General features: G+C 58.1%; 16 protein-coding genes. 3 read left to right on the top strand and 13 right to left on the bottom strand.

Annotated elements, in window-relative coordinates; genetic code table 11:
- Window positions 1–7: 7 nt before the first annotated feature.
- The 5 genes from ACYSTU_RS17675 to ACYSTU_RS17655 all read right to left on the bottom strand — a co-directional run bounded on the left by ACYSTU_RS17675 (window position 8) and on the right by ACYSTU_RS17655 (window position 6,999).
- Window positions 8–469 carry a hypothetical protein gene (locus ACYSTU_RS17675; protein ID WP_016774581.1) on the bottom strand — a complete coding sequence of 154 codons (462 nt, stop codon included), beginning with the start codon at window positions 467–469 and terminating at the stop codon, window positions 8–10.
- A gap of 308 nt (window positions 470–777) precedes the next feature.
- Window positions 778–1,155 (bottom strand): type 1 fimbrial protein, encoded by a 378-nt coding sequence (locus tag ACYSTU_RS17670; protein ID WP_016774580.1) that lies wholly within the window; start codon window positions 1,153–1,155, stop codon window positions 778–780.
- A 102-nt stretch (window positions 1,156–1,257) separates the two neighbouring features.
- Window positions 1,258–4,890 carry a transporter substrate-binding domain-containing protein gene (locus ACYSTU_RS17665; protein WP_499000466.1) on the bottom strand — a complete coding sequence of 1,211 codons (3,633 nt, stop codon included), beginning with the start codon at window positions 4,888–4,890 and terminating at the stop codon, window positions 1,258–1,260.
- Between the two features lie 7 nt (window positions 4,891–4,897).
- Window positions 4,898–5,605: a response regulator transcription factor gene (locus tag ACYSTU_RS17660; RefSeq protein ID WP_122603605.1), complete on the bottom strand. Its 708-nt coding sequence runs from the start codon at window positions 5,603–5,605 to the stop codon at window positions 4,898–4,900.
- Between the two features lie 173 nt (window positions 5,606–5,778).
- A complete protein-coding gene (locus ACYSTU_RS17655; protein ID WP_499000463.1) occupies window positions 5,779–6,999 on the bottom strand; it encodes an EAL domain-containing response regulator in 1,221 nt (406 codons plus the stop codon).
- 326 nt (window positions 7,000–7,325) lie between these two features.
- Here ACYSTU_RS17655 and ACYSTU_RS17650 point away from each other — a divergent pair, with 326 nt between their 5' ends.
- The 3 genes from ACYSTU_RS17650 (at window position 7,326) to ACYSTU_RS17640 (ending at window position 11,406) form a co-directional block, all read left to right on the top strand.
- Window positions 7,326–7,931: a fimbrial protein gene (locus tag ACYSTU_RS17650; protein ID WP_125916162.1), complete on the top strand. Its 606-nt coding sequence runs from the start codon at window positions 7,326–7,328 to the stop codon at window positions 7,929–7,931.
- Window positions 7,932–7,999: 68 nt separating this feature from the next.
- Complete coding sequence (locus ACYSTU_RS17645) at window positions 8,000–8,749, top strand: fimbrial biogenesis chaperone (protein ID WP_280074229.1); 750 nt, start codon at window positions 8,000–8,002, stop codon at window positions 8,747–8,749.
- A 197-nt stretch (window positions 8,750–8,946) separates the two neighbouring features.
- A complete protein-coding gene (locus ACYSTU_RS17640; protein WP_499000906.1) occupies window positions 8,947–11,406 on the top strand; it encodes a fimbria/pilus outer membrane usher protein in 2,460 nt (819 codons plus the stop codon).
- 121 nt (window positions 11,407–11,527) lie between these two features.
- Here ACYSTU_RS17640 and ACYSTU_RS17635 read toward each other — a convergent pair whose 3' ends face one another.
- The 8 genes from ACYSTU_RS17635 to ACYSTU_RS17600 form a co-directional block, all read right to left on the bottom strand.
- Complete coding sequence (locus tag ACYSTU_RS17635; RefSeq protein ID WP_016774575.1) at window positions 11,528–12,433, bottom strand: LysR family transcriptional regulator; 906 nt, start codon at window positions 12,431–12,433, stop codon at window positions 11,528–11,530.
- A gap of 87 nt (window positions 12,434–12,520) precedes the next feature.
- On the bottom strand, window positions 12,521–13,057 hold the full coding sequence (locus ACYSTU_RS17630) for a 2,4'-dihydroxyacetophenone dioxygenase family protein (RefSeq protein WP_024012829.1): 537 nt from the start codon (window positions 13,055–13,057) through the stop codon (window positions 12,521–12,523).
- Window positions 13,058–13,187: 130 nt separating this feature from the next.
- Window positions 13,188–14,312, bottom strand: coding sequence for a glycerol dehydrogenase (locus ACYSTU_RS17625; protein ID WP_130902497.1), 1,125 nt, complete (start codon window positions 14,310–14,312; stop codon window positions 13,188–13,190).
- A gap of 24 nt (window positions 14,313–14,336) precedes the next feature.
- Entirely contained in the window at window positions 14,337–15,107 is a 771-nt protein-coding gene (locus ACYSTU_RS17620; RefSeq protein WP_499000458.1) for an SDR family oxidoreductase, read from the bottom strand.
- A 33-nt stretch (window positions 15,108–15,140) separates the two neighbouring features.
- Window positions 15,141–15,845: an ABC transporter ATP-binding protein gene (locus ACYSTU_RS17615; protein ID WP_016774571.1), complete on the bottom strand. Its 705-nt coding sequence runs from the start codon at window positions 15,843–15,845 to the stop codon at window positions 15,141–15,143.
- The gene (locus tag ACYSTU_RS17610; RefSeq protein WP_218938920.1) at window positions 15,838–17,619 is read right to left on the bottom strand and encodes a branched-chain amino acid ABC transporter ATP-binding protein/permease; all 1,782 of its coding nucleotides are present in this window, start codon (window positions 17,617–17,619) and stop codon (window positions 15,838–15,840) included. Before ACYSTU_RS17610 ends, ACYSTU_RS17615 begins: the two co-directional genes overlap by 8 nt.
- 11 nt (window positions 17,620–17,630) lie before the next feature.
- Window positions 17,631–18,506 (bottom strand): branched-chain amino acid ABC transporter permease, encoded by an 876-nt coding sequence (locus ACYSTU_RS17605; protein WP_016774569.1) that lies wholly within the window; start codon window positions 18,504–18,506, stop codon window positions 17,631–17,633.
- 77 nt (window positions 18,507–18,583) lie between these two features.
- On the bottom strand, window positions 18,584–19,831 hold the full coding sequence (locus tag ACYSTU_RS17600) for an ABC transporter substrate-binding protein (RefSeq protein ID WP_016774568.1): 1,248 nt from the start codon (window positions 19,829–19,831) through the stop codon (window positions 18,584–18,586).
- Between the last annotated feature and the right edge of the window lie 113 nt (window positions 19,832–19,944).

Below are 19,944 nucleotides of genomic sequence, written 5' to 3'. Positions count from 1 at the left end.
GACGCAGCTAGCGGTTGGCGCACGAGGAAAGCGAAGCGTCGGTTGAGGCCGGCTCCGCGAGTTCCTTGAGCGCCGGGTCGGCCAGCATCAGAAAGTCTGCCAATCGCGGCAGATCGATTTTCGACACCAGGCGCATCCAGCGCTGCGGATGCGGGTTGAAGAAGGTCTTCGACCATTGGTGATCATCGTTGGGATTGAAGATCAGCAAATGACGAATCAGCGGGTTTTCCCCGAAAAAGTCGAGCGGATCCATCGCCATTTCGCTGAGCAACTGAGCATTGACGACGACCAGGCTCAACCGTTGAGGGCAGTAATACGTCAGGACTCTCAGGTCACGATAGGTACACACGTTCAATACGCTGAGACAGCCCAGCTTGTTGAACTGCTGTTCGATCGACTGGCCTCTGCGCACATCGCTGTCAGCGATCAGGATCCGCAAGGATCGACTGCGGTTATTTTCAAGAAACATCGGACACCTTTGGCAGCTCCATTCTTCCTTTCAAGAAAATAACCAAGGGCGCGTCTGGCTGAAATGAGACTTGTCTCAAAATGACGGCAAGGATCGCCGAACGAAAAGCCACACCTGGACGACAGCCCATGGCAGCGACGCATGGTCTGGTTCAGAGAGTGTTGAAGGGGGGATTTTGCAACGCAGGGGAGCGGCGGCAAGCCTGAAGCGCGGGACGGTTCTGCACGAACCAGACAATTCTCATTAGTGACGCCCCTTTTTGTCAGTAACCTTGAAACAAGGGGCGCAGACTCATTCTTTCCAAGCCATCAAGGCAGCGTCATCGTCACTACGTAATTACCGCTCGTTATCTGGTGACCCTTGTTGTCCGTGAGCAGCAAGCGCTGGTCGTAATAATCGTCCTGCTCATGAGTATCGGCAATCACCTTCACAAACACCTGCTGGCGCGACTCACCTCGCCCTGCCGCACTGACGTTGTTCACGGTAAAAATCTGCCCGGTGCTTGCCTGGGGGCAATCAAGCAACTCGACAGAAGAATGGCTGGCGCCACTGGCAATGCAACTTGCCTCGACAATTCGACCGCTGAAGCGAATCACTCCGCTGACCGGCGCAGACTGGGCTGCGCTGACGGTGTCAAAACCGAGCAGGCAAAGGCAGGCAATCAATAAAGGACGTCGAATGATCATCGCGAAACTCCATGGTTATTAACCAAGGTATCGCCCGCTGCAAAATGATCTTTAACGTCAGCTTCAATGCAAGGCCAGTCGGATGGTCATGAGCCGATACGTTTACAGCTCGATCCGTTTGATTTTCTTGATCAGATCAGCCTGTGCATGCTCCAGCTTCAATGCACTGCGATTGAGGTCCAGCGGATCGATAACAGGCGCCTCGCACTCGGCCTCAAGCTCGTTACACGCCTCAATGACCTGATGCTCGGCAACAATGCGCGCCGCCCCCTTGATGCGGTGCGCCAGGTCAGCCAACAGCCCGGGATCGCTTTCGGGTATTAGCGAATGCAACTCCTCCAGATCCTTTTCGCAACTCGACAGCGCCTCGCGCAGAAGTTCTTTCATCATGTCGAGATCGCCTCCGGTGAGCTCGTCAAGACGCTCGCGAATCGAACCCAGCTCCTTGATAGTCGCCGCAGGCGGGCTTTCAAATGGCTGGGTTTCAACACTTTTTTCCCAGCCTGCAAGCATGATCGACAAGGTGCCGAGACTGATCGGTTTGAACAGGCAATCATCCATCCCGGCCTCCCGGCATTTCACTTTTTCTTCCGGCTGCGCGTTGGCCGTGAAGCCCAGTACGATGCACGGCGATCCACCACTTTCGCGTTCGTCCTGGCGAATGGTGCGGGCCAGCTCATAGCCGTTCATGACCGGCATGTTGCAGTCCGTGATCACAATGTCGAACGGCTCCGAGCGCCACAGCGCCAATGCCTGGGCACCGTCGGCGGCATCACGCACCGCCTGGCCAAGGAAACTCAGCTGCTGCGTCAACAGCAGGCGGTTGGCGCTCTGGTCATCGACTACGAGAATCCTGAGTGTCGGTACCGGTTTGTCCTGAACAACCGAAACAGGCAGCACTTTGCCGCCAAGCGGGCTGAGAATATTGAAGAACAGCGACACTTCCAGGCAGGTGCCTTTGCCAAGCGTACTGGTAATGTTCAGCCGCCCGCCCATCAATTCGCACAATGAACGGGAGATCGCCAGTCCCAGACCGGTGCCGCCTCTGCTGGAGGGACCATGATTGGCTTGGGAGAACGGCTGGAACAGATTCTGCAGATCGGCGCTGGAAATGCCGATGCCGGTGTCCTCGACCTTGAGGTCGACCTGTAAGCGTTCGTCAGCGAGACGTTGGCCGCGAATCGAGACGCTGACATGACCGGTGTCGGTAAACTTGATCGCGTTGCCCACCAGGTTCGAGAGCACCTGCTGGAAGCGCATCGGATCAACCAATACGTCACAGCCGACAGTGGCGTCGATGTCGAGCTTCAACACCAGACTCTTCTGCCTGGCCAAGCCGTCGAACACCCGCGCTACCGATTCGACCAGTTCGCGCAGGTTGGCACGCTTGGGCGAAAGGCTGACATGGCCGGACTCGATGCGAACCACATCGAGAATATCGCCGATCAGTTCCAGCAGGCCTTTTGCAGAGTCATACGCCACCTCAATCGCCGGCCGATCGAAGTGTCCCTGCTCGGCACGCTTGAGGGTAAGTTCGAGCATGCCGATCACGGCACTCATCGGCGTACGGATCTCGTGGCTCATGGTCGCCAGGAACGTGGTTTTGGCGCGGCTCGACTCGTCAGCGAGCTCTTTCGCCGCACGCAACTCCTCGATCAGTTCACGGCGTTCGCTGATATCGATCCAGCCGCAGATCACGCCTCTGACTTCACCGGCGGTGTCGTGATAAGGCTGGATCCAGTGGTAAATGATCAGCCGCGTATCACCGACATGCAGCGTGCGATCCACCTCGTAAGGTTCGTCCTGCTCGATGACGCGCAGGTAGTCGTCGTGAAATTGCAACGCCTCCTGGCGATTGCGCTTGCCGCTTTCGAGCACGGTCTTGCCGATCACATCCTTTTCTATCAGGCCAAATGTTTGCAGATAGTTGTTATTGCAGGTGACGAGTCGACCTTCCCGATCACGAACGTAAATGGGGTGCGGCGTGCCGTTGATCAACGCGCCCATGAACTTCAACTGATCGCCGAGCAAGCGCTCTGCCCGACTGCGTTCACGGATCTGCCGGCGGATGTAGAAATTCCATGCGACCGACCCGAGGATGATCAGGAACGCGGCAGCGCTGATCTGGTAGATCAGCGCCTTGTAATCGCGCCACGACAATCCGGAAAATGCTGCAATGGGACGCCACCGGTTGAGAATCACGTCCAGCTCATCCGGCGGAATGCTCAGCAGTGCCTTGTTCAGAATGCTGACCAGTTCGGTATCGGCACGCCGCGCGGCGAAAGCGAGGAAGCCTTTGTTCATGCCGACGATGTTGGAGATACGCAAGCTGTCGCTGTAGATGTGGGCGATGTAGTAACGCGCACTGTGCAGCGTGGTAATCATCGCGTCCGCACGTCCGTCCTTCACGTCAGCCAAGGCGCCCAGAACTGTTTCGTTATCAACGATCTCGATGTCGGGGTAGTCCTTGAGCAGCTCACGCTCAGCCGAACTTTCGGGCACTGCGACGCGCTTGCCGCGCAGCTCCTGCAGGCTTGAAGGCGCGCCTGCGTCCTTGGTGGTGACGATCACAAAGGGGCTGGCAAGGAACGGATGAGTGAAACGCATGCCGACTTCCCGCGAGACCGTTGGTGTCAGCAGAGAAATATCCGCGCTGCCATCCAGCAGACGCGTGCTCAGACTGGAAAAGCTGTCGGTGCGCTCGACATTGATCTGCAAGCCGGTACGCCGCTGGATGAGCTCGAGCAGATCAGCGCCGATCCCGCCAAAGTTGCCGTCACCATCAAAGAATGCAAACGGTGCCTGATCGTCATTGATCACGAACCGCGCGACCGGATGCAGCTCAAGCCAACGTGCTTCGCCGGGTGTCAGGTCAATGCGTTTGGGCGTCAGCGCCCCGCCGCCGCCCGACCAGCGCTTGGTAATTTCGGCAATCTTCGCATCACCCAGCGACTCGAGGGTCGAATCGATCAGACGCAGCAATTGGTCGTTGCCCCGGCGCAAGGCAAAGCTGAAACCGCTGGTTTGGGTTTTGACGAAAGAGTGCAGCCGCACGTAGTTGAAGTAGTTGAGGTTGATCAGGTAATTGCTCGACACCGTATCGCCGAGAAACAGGTCGACCTTGCCAAAAGCCAGCGCAGCCAGTGCCAACTCGTTCGATGGAAAAAGCACGAATTCGGCGTTGGGGTATAACGCGTGTAATTGACTGGAAGGCAGGTAATCGTCGGCAACCGCAATACGCAAACCGGCCAGATTGGCCGGCATCGGTCGTCGATCATCGCCGCGCATGAACATCGCCGGCACGTCTTCGACATAAGGTTTGCTGAGCGTGACGAGGCCATCGATCAATTCGAAACTGTTGGAACTGCCCAACATGTCAATGTCACCGCGCTCAAGTGCGGCCATGGCGTCACGCCTGTCGGGGTAGGCCTTGACGGTGATTTCAACGTGCAGGGCCTGACCGATAATGCAGGCGATATCGGCGGCAATCCCCTCATAGCGCGTACCGCTGGCGGTCATGACATAAGGCGGGAAATCCGGGAGCGCCGAGCCCAACACCAGGCTGCGCTTCTGCCGCAACCAACTCCAGTCTTCATTGGCCAGATCGACTTGCAGCTCCTTGCAGTCCGAGCGACCGAACACCTGCAAGGTGCGCGGCTCTGCTGCCAATAACACACCACTACTGAATACGAAAAGCACACTGATTAGCAAAACACCGCGCAACAGATGAAACATAAGCGTGTTATCCCTGGTTGTCGGCTGTCAGGCTGTGCTGCAACTTGAACAGCTCTGCGTCACCACGAATTCCAAGCTTTTTGAAAGCGGCCTGTTTTTGCCCACTGATGGTTTTGCGACTGCGCGAGAACTTCAAGGCAATCTGCGTCACCCCCATCCCCTCGAGACAACAGCGCAAGACTTCTTTCTCTTTAGGTGACAGCAGAGGATTACTGAGGAAATCGTCGCTGTGCGCCGAGCTCTCATCTTTGGCACCGGCGGGCTCTTCGATCGATGCTGGCAACACGTCAAGCTCAAAGGCCATGGTTGGAGACAGGTACAACTGGCCGGACGCTGCACAGCGAATGGCAGTAATCAGGTCATCGACCGACTGTGACTTGCCGAAGAATCCACTGACGCCCGCCCCGACCGCCATGTTCACCACTGCCGGGCGCTCTTCTGAGGAAGAGACGAGGATGCGCATGCCCGGATATTGCTTGCGCAGCAGGCGGATCAGATTGAGCCCGTCCAGCTCCCCATCGTGCAGTTTGTAATCGAGTATCAGCAGGTCGATGTCGATTTCGCGCAATCCGGCGAGCAACTGCGCGCTGCTGCCATACACACCTACGACACTGAACTCGGCTTCGCGCGTCAGCCGCGACTTCATCGCCAGACGTATGAGCGAGTGATCATCAAGGATGGCAACGCGTAACGGATTCACGACTGACCAATGCATGAACAGCTCCATGATGAAGAGTGTTGGAGGACCATCAGCACTTGGCAACCGCAGCAAATCCCGGGCATCACCGAAGCATTCAGGTGCATCTGATTGATTTCTCGGCACATGATGAGTGTTTTAAAGGCGTGACGAAATAGGGCTTTGTCCCAAAAGTCAGAATGCCGCTTGCATCAACGATCGGACGTGCCTATTGCGCGGCGCCAGGACGACTTCTGGCCTTCGAAACGCCAGTCGACCAAATGCGCCCAATTCATCGGGCGAGCATAGAAGAAGCCCTGCCCCCACTGACAACCAAGCCGCGCCAGATGCTGAACCTGATCTGCGGTTTCAATACCCTCTGCCACCACGCGCATGTCCAATTCCCGCGCCAGGGCCAACGCCCCGTGGATGACCGCGCTGTAGCGCGCCTGATGGAAATTCTGCACGAAGCCGGCGTCGAGTTTGATTTCGTTGAACGGCATCTGGCACAGCCGCTCAAGTGAAGAATAGCCGACACCGAAATCATCGATTGCCAGACTGAAGCCGAGCATGCGCAGACGCACCATGTTTTCCATGCTGATCTCGGGCATCTGCAGCAGGCCGGTTTCCGTGAGCTCGAAAATGAGCCCAGCTGGCGAGGCGCCATGGATGCGCAACAGCGCCTTGATCCGGTCGACAAGATTCGGATTGGCCACCTGCGTCACGTCGAGATTGAACGCCAGCTTGAACGGCTTGCCGTGAGACTGGACGAAGCGCTGCAGACTCAAGCCTTGCGTGAGCAGGCTGAAAAACATTTCATCGAGCAGCCCGCAGCGCTCGATCGTCGGCAAGAACATGCCTGGCGAGAGCAAGCCGCGACTGGGGCTCTGCCATCGCACCAGCACCTCGGCGCCATCCACCTCACCACTGCGCAGATGAAACTTGGGCTGGAAATAGGCGCGAAATTCCTGACGGCGTATCGCTTCGAGCACTTCGTTCTCTGAAGGCTGATCGAGATGACTTTCCGCGACCTTGATATCGACCTGGCTTTGAGGCCGATAGCGCGCCAGCAATGGCCCCAGCACATCGACCATCAGCGGCTTGCCGACACTGCCAAGCAATTCCAGCCCCTGCAACGTGACAATCCGGTCAACCGTGCGCAACAAGTCTTCAGGCAATGAACTGCAGATGATCACCGCGCGAATCAACCCCGCCTCTCTCGCCAGTCGCAAAAACGTCAGACCATCCATCCCGGCCATGCTCAAATCACACAACGCAACGTCCACGCCCCCTGCCTGGGAGATCACAGCCAGCGCATCCTTGCCGTCAGCCGCCTGAAAGATATTTTTGTACCCCAGACTATTAAGCGCACTGACCGCTGCCGTGCGCTGGAAGGCGTGATCTTCCAATACCAATATACGAAGCGTGTTCACTAACCGAGAACCTCTTTCTATCAGCCATTAATAGTGGAAAGTCTGGATCAACTATCAAGCAGGACGCCCGTTCACAAACTTTGCATTGACTGAGAATTTCTGCATCAGCGAATAGTAACCAGCGCGCGGCTGCGCAACCTTGAGAATTGTCTCAATTGGTTCTCCACAATAATTAACAAGAAAATAGAGTTACGCGTTTAGCGATATTGCTGTCGTGATCGAACTTGCGTCGCTTTAAGACAAATCTCAAAGACCTGCAACGGGCATCGACCTAACATGGCCTGGCATTTCAATGCAGCACTTTCACAATAACTTCGGATATAAACATGAAAAAGTTCGCTTTCGCACTACTCACTCTTTCCGTACTGGCTGCCTCTACCGGCGCACACGCTGCGGATGAAGCCGCCAAAGCTGTAAAGGGCGGCAGCGGCCAAATCAGCTTCACCGGCGTTATCAATAACGACGCTTGCTCGGTAGATGGCGCTTCGGGCAGCGACAAGATGATTGCCGTGGACATGGGCAACGTTTCGATCAAGGACATGGGCACCGACTCTGCTCCGGGCGCCGGTCGTGTGGCCGCCAACGATTTCAACCTGAAAGTGAACTGCAATGCTGGCACCAAGGTTTCGATGCTGTTCAAACCAACCGTAAACGGCGGTTCGGGCCTGGTTGATGGCAAGAAAGTTCTCAAGCTGCAGGGTGCAGACGCGGCCAAAGGCGTTGGTATCGCACTGCTGGACAGCAATGGCCAGTTGATCGACCTGAGCTCCGAAGCCACTGCCAAAGTGCAGACCAACCTGACTGGCGACGCAACCACAGGCGGTGACGGCACCCTGTCGTTCGCAGCCGCTTACGTCACCACCGGCGACAAGACCACCGCTACTGCCGGTACCGGTAACGCCACTCTGCCGTTCGTTCTCGAATACGAATAAGCAGCCCGTAATACCTGGACGGGGCCGCTGTGCCTCGTCCTTCCCGAACAGATTAATCGGTGAAATCTATGTTAAGTCGCTACTTTCCGCTTTGCCTGGGGCTTGCCGGGGTGTTGATGACGCACTCGGCATTCGCCAGCATCTCCTTGAGCTCCACCCGGATTATCTTCGATGGCGCGCACAAAGAGGCGAATGTCACCGTGCGCAACGGCGGACAAACCATTCTAGCGCAATCGTGGCTGGATGCCGGCGACACGGCTGGCAGCGCACCGCCTTTCGCAGTTACTCCACCACTGGCCAAACTTGAGCCCAATCAACAGCAACTACTGAGGATTCTTTACGAAGGCCGCGGCATGCCTGCGGACAAAGAGTCGGTGGTGTGGCTGAACGTGCAGGAAATCCCCCAAGCCAGTGCTGCCGATGTAAACACCCTGCAACTGGCGGTACGTCAGCGCATCAAGGTTTTCTTCCGCCCGAACGGACTCACCGGCGAAGCCGCAAAGGCGCCGGAGCAACTTGCGTGGCAGTTGGTTACACAGGCTGGCAAGTCCGTGCTCAAAGTAAAAAACCAGAGCAATTACCACGTATCGCTGGCCGATCTGAAAATCGCTGCTGGAAAAAAGGCGGAACTGGTAATTGATTCGACCATGATCGTTCCCGGCGAAGTCCGTTCGTTCAATCTGAAAGAGCTGCCAGCCGGTTCTTCGCGTTTGAGTTTTTCAGCCATTAACGATTACGGCGCACAACAACGGTTCGATGCACCACTGAGCGTTACCGAAAGTCATGCCGAGCGCGTGAAAGATGCCTCCGCCCAGTAATTTCCCCGCCCTGCCCTGCCAACTTACAAGCTCTTCACAAGTTCCGGACTCCGGTTGAAGCAACACGGACTGATAAGGCAAATTGCATGTTTTCCTCCCAACACCACACATCTCCAAGTTGTGTTAAGCATCATGTTGCGCGCCAGAAAAACAAAGCGGCGTTGGGCTGCCTGCATCCATTGTGCTTTGCCGTCAACATGGCCATTTGTGGATTCGCCGTGGGCGCCGAAGCCCCGGCCGCAGTGGCGAGTGAATCTTTCAACACGCTGTTCCTTGAAGGCTCATCGGCGGTCGATCTGCAACCGTTGCTGAATGCCAACAGCGTCTTGCCAGGCCAATACCGCGTCGACGTGTTCAGCAACGGCACGCTGGTCGGTCGTCGCGATATCGATTTCGCGGCCAACCCGGTCAACGGCAAAGTCGAGCCACGCATCACCCTGGAACTGTTGCAGCAGCTGGGTGTGGACATGCGCAAACTGCGTGAGCAGGGTCTGGTTGACGAGCAACACGCTGCCGATCACTACGACCTGCCTGCAATGATCGAGCAAGCGAGTCTCAATTTCGATGCCAACCGCCTGCGCCTCAATATCAGTGTGCCGCAGGTCGCCATGGCGCGTGGCATGCGCGGCTATGTAGATCCAGAGCTTTGGGACCAAGGTGTGGCCGCCGGTTTCATCAACTACCAGCTGAGCAGCACCCGCAGCAAAACCGATTACACCACGCAAATCTCCAATAACCTGGGGCTGCGCAACGGCATCAACTTTGGCGCCTGGCGTCTGCGCAACGAGTCCAATCTGAGCAGCTCCACCGGCCGACCCAATCGTTTTGTCAGCAACCGCACATTCATCCAGCGCGACCTCACGGCGATCAAGGGGCAACTGAGCGCGGGTGAAATCTTTTCCGACTCGGATCTGTTCGACAGCGTGCGCTACCAAGGCGTCAAGGTCGCCTCTGATGAAGGCATGCGTGCAGACAGTGAGCGCGGCTACGCGCCGATCATTCGTGGCGTGGCGGAAACCAATGCGAAGATCGAAGTCCGCCAGGACAACTACATTCTCTACACCACCAATGTACCGCCGGGTCCGTTCGAGATCAGTGATATCTACCCATCGGGCTCCAACGGTGACCTGGAGATCACCATTGTCGAAGCGGATGGTCGGCGCAAGGTAACCCGGCAGGCGTTCTCCGCCCTGCCGACGATGGTGCGTGAGGGGCAACTGAAGTACAGCCTGTCGAGCGGTAAATTCAACAACAACAGCGAGGGTTATGACAAACCAGCCTTTCTCGGCGGCACTTTCGCCTACGGCTTGACCAGCAATCTGACGGGCATTGCCGGCATTCAGGCGAGCAACGGCTTCAAGGCGCTGTCCATCGGTGCGGCGAAGAACACCTCGATTGGCGCGATGTCCCTGGACGTTACGCAATCGTCCAGCAAGGCATTCGGCAAAACCACCCAGGGCAGCAGTGTCCGCGCGCTTTATGCAAAGACCTTCACCGGTACCGATACCAGCTTCACCCTCGCCGCCTATCGTTATTCGACCGAGGGTTACCGCACGCTGACCGACCATGTGCAGGACACCAGCGCCGGCGCTACGCGGCGCGCGGGCAATGCCAAAACCCGTACCGACCTCACGGTCAACCAGACCCTTGGCGAAGCGCGCCAGTTCGGCTCGCTGTATTTGAATGCCAGTGACCAGCGCTATTGGGATCGCGGTGGCTCGCGCAGCTTTTCCGCCGGCTACAACAACAATTGGCGCGACCTGAACTACAACATCAGCCTGAGCAAAACCCAGGAATTCGGCGCACGCGGTGACACCAGCAACGACACGCAATTAAGCGTTTCAATTTCGTTCCCGCTCGGATCGACACCACGCGCACCGCGTGCCTACGTTTCCAGTAACCATCAGAACGCCGGTACCAGCACGCAAGCCGGGATCAATGGTTATCTGACCGAGGACAGCGACACCTACTATTCCGTGCAGACCGGGCGCAGCGTCCAGGGCGAGCGCTCTGGCTCGCTCAGTCTGAGTACCCGTACGTCGATGGGCGATCTGGGCTTTGGCTACAATCGAGGCAGCGGCTATGAGTCGCAGAACCTGAGTGCGGCCGGATCGATCGTGGCTCATGCCGGCGGCATCAATATGGGCCAGACCGTCGGTGAAACGTTCGCCCTGGTGGAAGTCCCCGGCATGTCGGGCGTCGAAGTCAGCAGCTATTCGGGTGTGAAAACCGGCCTGAACGGCTATGCGGTTCTGCCTAACGCGCAACCGTACCGCGTGAACTGGGTAACGCTGGACACGCGTAACCTGGGCGGTGAGATCGAGCTGGACAATGCCACCCAACAACTGGTGCCAAGACGAGGTTCGGTGGTTCTTGCACGCTTCGAAGGCAGCAAAGGCAGACGCGTCCAGTTTGAACTGTACGATGCCAACGGCCAGCCGATTCCATTCGGCGCGGTGCTGTTGGATAGCGACGGCAAACAACTGGCATTGTCAGATCCGACGGGCAAGGCCCTGGCGCTGGTGACCAAAGATCACGGTGTCATCACCATCAAGTGGCAGGGCAAAAGCTGCCCCGTGCCATACAAGCTGCCGGAAAAGGTCGAGGGTTTGAACTACGAGCAATATCGGTTGGCTTGCTCTTCGAGCGCGAAGTAGACCGACCGCGAGTTTGTCACCCTACGCCCCCTCAACCAAAACTCAGCCCTGATGATTCAGGGCTTTTTAACGCGCAGTTTGAGCATCGCGTTGATCAATACGCTGGCCCCAGAGCTGAACGTCAAGAAACCTTCCACGGATGCTCACGCCACTTGTTCTGAAAAAACTCGATGAACACTCGTATCCGTGGACTCAAATGCTTGCGATCCGAATAAAGCAGGTAGATCGGCTCGACCACACCCGTTTTGAAATCCTCAAGCAACGGCACCAGCGTTCCCGCTTTTACATCAAGCCCGATATGAAAGTCCGCAAGCTTCACCACGCCAGCGCCTGACAGCGCCATGTCGCGCAACAGATCGCCTTGAGTAAAAGACGCGCTGGCGGTCACCGGTACCGAGACGCCGTCTCCATCCTGCAAAAATGACCATTTGTTCCACGGGCTGACGAAGCTGAAATTGAAGCAACGATGATTCAGCAAATCTGCGGGTGTGGTTGGTGTGCCGTGTTCAGCCAGGTACTGCGGCGAGGCACAGATCAGCCATTCACATTCGCCGATGCGTCTGGCAATGCGTGATGAGCTGGGCAATACGCCGCTGTGGATGGCGATATCCAGCCCTTGCTCGAAGTGATCGACGAATTGCGCACCGAGTTGAATCTCAACGTCCAGTGAGGGATACAAATCCAGAAATTCGGGCAGCCACGGCACGATCTGGTGTTTGGCGAAAGAGGTCATGGTGTGAATGCGCAGGGTGCCACTGACCCTGGAGGGCAACGCCTCGGCCAGCGAGTCCGCCTCGTTCATGGCTTCGACGACGGCTTTGGCGCTGCGCAGGTAAGCGGCGCCCTCCTCGGTCAGCGTCAGCACGCGCGAGCCGCGCTGGAACAGCCGGACCTGCAAGCGATCTTCCAGGCGGGTGATCAGTTTGCTGACCGCTGATGGCGTCAGGTGATGGGCGCGCGCGGCAGCAGAAAAACTTCCACATTCGGTAGACCAGATAAAAGCGAGTAGCTGCGAATAATTGTCCATGGCCGGTCCTGGCGAAAAGCTTGAAGGCATGTTGTCTCAACGCTCATGAAAAAGCGCGCCGAAGCGCGCTTTTTCATGGGGGCCGGGTCAGCGAATGAACTGTTCGATGTAGTCGTCCGGCAAACCCAGCGTCTTGTAATGCGCTCGGGCGGCTTCAAGCTTGGTAAACACATCTTCGTAACCCACGGCAACGCCCTGCGGATCGACGTAAGTGTAGCCACCCTGCACGTGGAACCAGGTGATCATTTCACTCACATCCTCGGGGACGAACAGGGTATGCGTTTCACCGGGCGGCTCATAGGCAAAAGACCCCTCCTCCGCGACCCAGTCATGCTCCAGGTAGTACCAGCGACCCTTGAGCACGATCGCATGCACGCCGCCGGTATGGCGGTGACGCGACAGCACGCCGGCCTGACGCACCCGCAACAGGTTGATGTAGTAGCCGCCGCTGGTGTTGAGCAGCAACGGCTTGAAGGAGACAGATTTCGTTACAGGCACCCACAGCGCATCGTCTTCGAGCCACTGCGTCATGACGCCCGGATGCACCATGTCGGGCGTCATGAATGGAACTTGCGGCAACTGGTACGCAATGGCGAGCTCATCAGGTTTAACAGGAGTATTCATTGTCAGGCCTCTAGGTTTTCTTGACGAACTCACAGCACTTGATTGCGCCAGGATTTCGCTTGAGGGAAAGGTTATGGCGTCGCTGTACGGGAGAAAACAGCTACTTGGTCATACCTGTTGTGACGCAGGATCACAGCATCGCGGGCGGCTTCGCGCAGCCTCTGATCAACCGCGCACCCAGGCTGTCAGCCGCCGCCAATCCTTCCACCAGGCGCTGGTAGGTCAAGGGCGGTTGCATGTTTCTGGCGTATGCCGCCGATAAGGTCGCGTCCACGAGGATAGTGATCTGCGCCGTCGTCAATGGCGTGCGCTGACCCAGCTCAGCGAACGTCACAGGCAGCTTCACCGCGTGCAGCAGACGCGCGACCTGTTCAATCTCTTCGACCGGTCGCGCCTCCACCGCCATCTGCACCAGCGTGCCGAACGCTACCAGTTCGCCGTGCAGCATCGACGCCATCGCCGGTATCGCGGTCAGCCCCCGAACCAGGGCATGGGACAGTGACAAACCACCGCTCTCGAAACCGACACCGCTAATCAGCACGGTGCCTTCGATGACCCGCTCGACATCATCGGTGAGTTCATGACGACACACCGCCTGATAAGCCGGGACGCCGCACTGCATCAGCGTGTCGAAAACCAGGTTGGTGAGCATCAACGCCGTGTGCAGAGGCGGTGTGCCGAAAGAGTTGTGGCCGCCGGCGGCGTAGCACTGTCGGGCTTCGAATTTCTTGCTGATGGCATCGCCGATCCCGGCCGCGAAGAACCGTGCCGGCGCCTGAACGATGACCTCTGTATCGACAATCACCGCAGCGGGATTCATCTTCAGGAACTCCACGCCCACCACTTTGTGCTCTTCGTCATAAAGCACGATCAGCCGACTCGTTGGCGCGTCACTTGAAGCGATCGTGGGGCAGACAATGATCGGTACGTCGAGATTGGCCGCCAGCCCCTTCGCCGTATCGATGGTCTTGCCACCGCCCAGCGCAATGATCGTGTCGGGGGCGTGCAGCAATGCCTGCTCGGATAACTGCGCAATCGCAGCGCGCGTGCACTCGCCGGGAAACTCGATGTGCAATGGCTCCCATCCCTGGTCCTGCAACGCGGCGCCAACCTGCGGCCATAGATGCCGGGCGACAAACTCATCGCAAAGCACCAGCGGCCGCGATCGGCCCATGTCGTTCAGCACTCTGCCCAATTGGTGCAATGCATTCGGACCCTGCTCGTAGCGTCCGGGAAATCCCATTGTTTTAACCATGACAAACGTCCTCGCAAGAAGTCATCAGCGCATCAACCAGCCGCCCGCGACATCAACAACCTGGCCGGTAATGAAATCGCTTTCACTCGACGTGAGAAAACACGCCGCCCTTGCCACCTCAAGCGGTGTGCCCAGCCTGCGCAGCGGTGTCTCGTCGACCACGGCTTGATTGGCCTGGGCTGATACGGTCTTGAGCAATGGCGTTTCGATTCGTCCCGGTGCCAGCGCATTGGCGGTGATACCGAACGGCCCGAGTTCGCCGGCCAGGTGGCGGGTAAAGCCGATGATTGCGGCTTTGGTCGCACTGTAGTGCGCTGCGACAATCGGCAAGAACGCGCTGCCCGCCATCGAAGACATATTGACGATGCGCCCGAACCGGCGCTCGACCATGCCGGGCGCGAGCACTCGCACCAGGTTGAAGGAGCCATTGAGGTTGATATCGACCACCCGCAGCCACTCATCCGGCGCCATGGTCCAGATCGGCGCGGGTGCGCCGTGGTGTTTGGGCGAAATGCCGGCGTTGTTGATCAGGGTATCGATGGGGCCAAGCTCACCTTGCACGCGCTCGCAGGCAGCAGCGCAGTCTTGAAAACTCGCGACATCAGCCTGCGCCCACGCGACCGCAAAACCGGCATCACGCAACGCCACGCCCTGCTGTTGCACCTTGTCGGCATCAGCATCGAGCAGCGCCACGGCTGCACCTTCTTCGCAATACAACCGCGCGATCGCCGCACCGATGCCGCCCCCGGCGCCGGTGACCAATACGGTGCGCCCGGCGTGTCTGGAATGAGTCATGACCTTCTCTCGCTTGCAGATGAATGGACTGGGTCAGAGCCCCAGATAAGCACGCTTGACGTGCGGGTTCTCCAGCAGTTCCTGGCCGGTGCCGCTGAGCACCACTTCGCCGTTCTCCAGCACGTAACCGCGATGAGCAATGCGCAGCGTATGAACGATGTTCTGCTCGACGATCAACACGGTGGTGCCCAACTGGAGAATCCTGTCGATGATCTCGAAGACCTGCGACACCAGCAGCGGTGACAGGCCCAGCGACGGCTCATCAAACATCAACAATTTCGGCTCGGCCATCAGGCCCCGGGCGATGGCAACCATTTGTTGTTCGCCGCCCGACAGTGTCCCGGCGTTCTGATCAAGGCGTTCGCGCACCCTCGGAAACAGATCGAGAATATTGTCCAGACGCTGCCTGTAGCCCGCTCGTGCACTGCGTTTGTAAGCGCCCATCAAGAGGTTGTCGCGCACGCTGATGAAGGGAAACAACTGGCGCCCCTCCGGTATCAGTGTCAGGCCCGCGTCGACAATCTGATCGGGGCGATTGCCATCGATGCGCTGGCCTTCGAATTCGATCGTGCCTTGGGACGGTGTGACGATGCCGCACAAGCTGCGCAGGGTCGTGGTTTTGCCGGCGCCGTTGGCGCCGACGATGGTCACCACCTCACCGGCATTGACCTCGAACGACACGCCACGAAGGATCTCCGTACCGCCATAGCCGCTGTGGACGTTGTCGAGTTTAAGCATGGCTGTACTCCTTGCCGAGGTAGGCTTCGATCACCTGAGGATCGTTGATCACATCATGAGGCGCGCCCTGCATCAGCAGCGTGCCGGAACTGATCACGACGATGCGGTCAGAAAGGCTCATGGTGGCTTGCATCAAGTGCTCGATCATCAACACGCTGACACCCGAATCACGCACCCGGCGAATGACTGCGATGGCCTTGGCAACATCCGTCGGGTTGAGGCCGGCCATGACCTCGTCGAGCAGCAGGATGCGCGGGCGCGTCGCCAGGGCGCGGGCCATTTCCAGGCGCTTCATGCCGCCGACCGTCAAGTTGCGCGCCCGGGTGTCGAGCAGCGCGGTGAGTTCGGTCAGCTCGGCGACTTGCTCGGCGATCGCCCTCGCCTCCTTCGCGTCGGCGGTGTGCATGAATGCACCGAGCATGATGTTTTCGCAGACACTCAAATCAGCGAATGGCTGGACGATCTGAAAGGTCCGGCCAATGCCTGCCCTGGCGAACTCGGCCGGGCTGCTCGGGGTGACCCAGTCGCCATTGAGCAGGCGCACTTTCACTTGGCCTTTGGACGGCAGGAGAAATCCGGAGAGCTGGTTGAACACCGTAGTTTTGCCGGCGCCGTTCGGGCCGATCACACCCACGATTTCGCCTTCGACCAAGCTCAGCGAAACATCGTTGGTGGCGTGCAGTCCGCCAAAGAACTTGTGCAGGTTTTCTGCGACCAGAACCGGCTCACCGTGCGTGGCCGAGTGGGCTTGCGCCAAGGTCGGCCCGATCGGTGCTTCTGTATTTGCCATCGAACGACGGCCGCCGGGCAATGAGTCGATCCAGGCAAATATCCGGGCCCCAAAACGCCCCACCACGCCTTGCGGAATAGTCAGCACCACCGCGACCAGCACGATGCCATAGACCAGACCGTGCACACCGCTGCCCAGATCGCCCAGCCAGCCGCGTGCCAGTTCAGCCAGCGGCAGCACCAGCAAAGTGCCGATCAGCGGTCCCGATACCGTGCCCAGTCCACCAATCAACGCGAACATGGCGATCTGAATCGACATCTCCAGAGAAAACATCGAGCCGGGTTCGATGAAGGTCAGGTACATCGCGTGAAAGCTGCCGACCAGGCTGGTGATAAATGCGGACAACACCACGGCGATCAGCTTGACCTTGACCGAGTTCACGCCCACCGCATGGGCGGCGTCTTCACGCTCACGCACGGCGATCAGGTAATAACCCAGTCGGGAATTCTTGATCTTCCACGACACCGCCAATGTGATGAGCAGAAACGCGAAGGCAATCAGCAGGTATGGCCAGCGCGGGCGGAACAACATCCACTCGAAACCGAGCTTCAGCGGTACGCCCAGCCCTGCCGCACCACCGGTCACGTCATGCTGATTGATCGCCACCAGACGCACGACCTCCAGCACCGCAATGGTCGCCAAGGCAAAAAACGGCCCGCGCAACCTGAAGCACGGCCAACTGATCAGCACCGCGACAATTGACGACAGGATTGCGCCAGCGAACATGCCGATCCATGGACTGATGCCCAGTTTCATCATCAACAGCGTCGTCGTGTAAGCGCCCACTCCATAGAACACGGCATGACCCAACGACAGCTGGCCGGCAAACCCGCCGACGATGTTCCAGGCACTGGCCAGTGCCGCATAACTGCATATGAGGATGAACAGGTGATAAACGAACGGCGAGCCAACGCTCAATGGAATGATCAGTAACAGCGCCAGGGCCAGTGCACTGACATAGACACGCGGGTGCAAAATATTCATGACCATTTTCCTCACTCAGACCCGCGACCGGCGCCGAAAAGACCTGTCGGACGAAACACCAGGATGCCCAGGAAAATCGTGAAATAGACGACCTCCTTGAGGTCCGGCGCGATGTAGTAACCGGCGAGACTGTCGACGATGCCGATCAGCATTGAACCGATCAGTGCGCCGGACAGGCTGCCCAGACCGCCCAGCACCACAATCACAAACGCCGTCAGCACGAAGAAAGTGCCAACGGTTGGAAAGACCGGATATTGCGGAGCGATCAGTCCCGAGGCGACGCCCAGGCAGGCGCAACCCAGGCCGAAGGCAAACACATAGATGTTCTTGACGTTGACACCCATCAGTTGCGCCGCGTTGCGATGCTGTGCAGTAGCGCGGACGGCCCGGCCGAGAAAGGTGTTCTGCAAAAACCAGTGCAGCCCCGCGACCAGTGCGAGCGACGCGACAAAAGTGATCAACTGACCGCTGCTGACGCGAAAGGCGCCAAAGCTGACGGTTGTGGTACCGACGTTGATGTTCTTCACCGTCATGACGTCGGCACCGAAGATCAGCAACGCGCCGTTCATCAGGGCAATCGAGACGCCCACGGTGGCGAAAATCTGGATATGTCCCTCAGCGCCAAGCAACGGCTGAATGATGAAACGCTGCATTGCCGCACCAGCGGCAAACAACAGGATCGTCGCAGGAATGATCGCCATATACGGGTGGATGCCGAAGTGCGAATTCAGCAAGTACACGGCATACAGGCCGATCATCAGAAACTCGCCATGGGCGAAGTTGACCACTCGCACGATGCCGAAAATCAGAGTCAGGCCGATGCTGATGATGGCCAACGTGCCACCGAGCAATAAGCCGTTCAACAGGAGCTGGATGAAAATTTCCACGGTTGGCGCCCTCTTTGCGAGCGAACGAACCCGTGAAGCTCAATGATCAAGCTTCAGCAGATTGCGGGGTTCAGGTATCAGGGTTGGTCGGAAAAACGCGCTTGGGCAACGGCGGCTGCCTGGGGGTAAACGGTTTTCAGCAGTCCGTTCTGCCACTGCATGATTGCCGTATTGGCGCGCTGGTTCTGGCCGTTCTTGCCAAACCTGGCACCGATGCCGGCAGCCGTACCGCCGAGAGGAATATCGATGGTTGCCACCGAGGCACGGATCGCATCGGCGTCGAGCGAAGTACTGTTTTCCATGGCATCGAGGAATATCTTCGCCCCGACATAGTTGATCAGGCTGTGGCCCGAGCGCGGTTCGCTGCCGTAGCGATCCTTGTATGCCTTGGCGAACGCCCCGATACCGGGAGCGCCGTTTTCATTGGTCTGGAACTGTGGGAAATCGACATCAAGCACGCCTTCCATATTGGCTGCGCCGACGACCTTGACCGTGTCCTGCATGGAATAGCCGCCGCCGGCGCCGATAACGGCTTTGGGCCTGAAACCGGCTTCGCGGATCTGGCGGAAAAACAGCGTCGTGTCGTTCTGATAACTGGTCTGCAATACCACATCCGCCTGGGCGCCTTTCAAACGCAGGATCAGCGATGAGAGATCGACCGCTTTGGCCGAATACGGTAGTACCTCGACCACATTCAGACCTTGCTCCTGAGCGATTTTTTTCTGAAACCCGGCGATGGTTGTACCGTACAGCGCATCCTCGTGGATGATCGCGACCTTCAATTGTTTCGGATCGACCTTGAGCGACGGGCTGACAATGTCCGTGATGGCGGTGATGGTGCCTTCGGCGAAATTCCTGGCGGTCGGGTTGCTGCGCATCACGTAGCTCAGATCACGCTCAGTGATGTGGTCGGACACCGCACCCAATTCGAAAAACGGCACCCCCGCCATCTCCGTCACCTGCGTGGCCGCAAATGACAGCGCCGAGGAATAGCTGCCAAATACAGCAGTGACGTTCTCAACAGAGGTGAGCCGGCGCGCGGCACCGACCGCTTGTCCCGCATCGACTGCGTCGGCCTTGAGCAACTTGATCGGCTCGCCCTTCAAACCGCCCGAGGCATTTCGTTCGGCGACGGCCAGTTCGAGGCCACGGAAGCTCTCGTCGCCCAGTAACGCCAGGGATCCACTCAGGGGATAAAGCGCACCGATCCTGATGTCCGCGAGCGCGGCGACCGGGGTGGACAGGCAAAGCAGGATGCCGGCAGCTTTCAGCCAGCTTTTCGCGGTAGCCGCCACGGCCACGGCTTCCTCTTGAGCGAGTCTCATTGGATTCATCTCCCGCAGATATTGTTTTTATTGTTCCTTCAAATGATCCGTGCCGAGCACAGACATCGTCGGATTACAGTGGCGATGACACGCAAGTTTCTGCGCCACTGTTT

The sequence above is a fragment of the Pseudomonas glycinis genome, from assembly GCF_054871425.1.
Note: the sequence above shows the minus strand (reverse complement) of the source record. Positions and strands in the feature narration are given on the sequence as shown.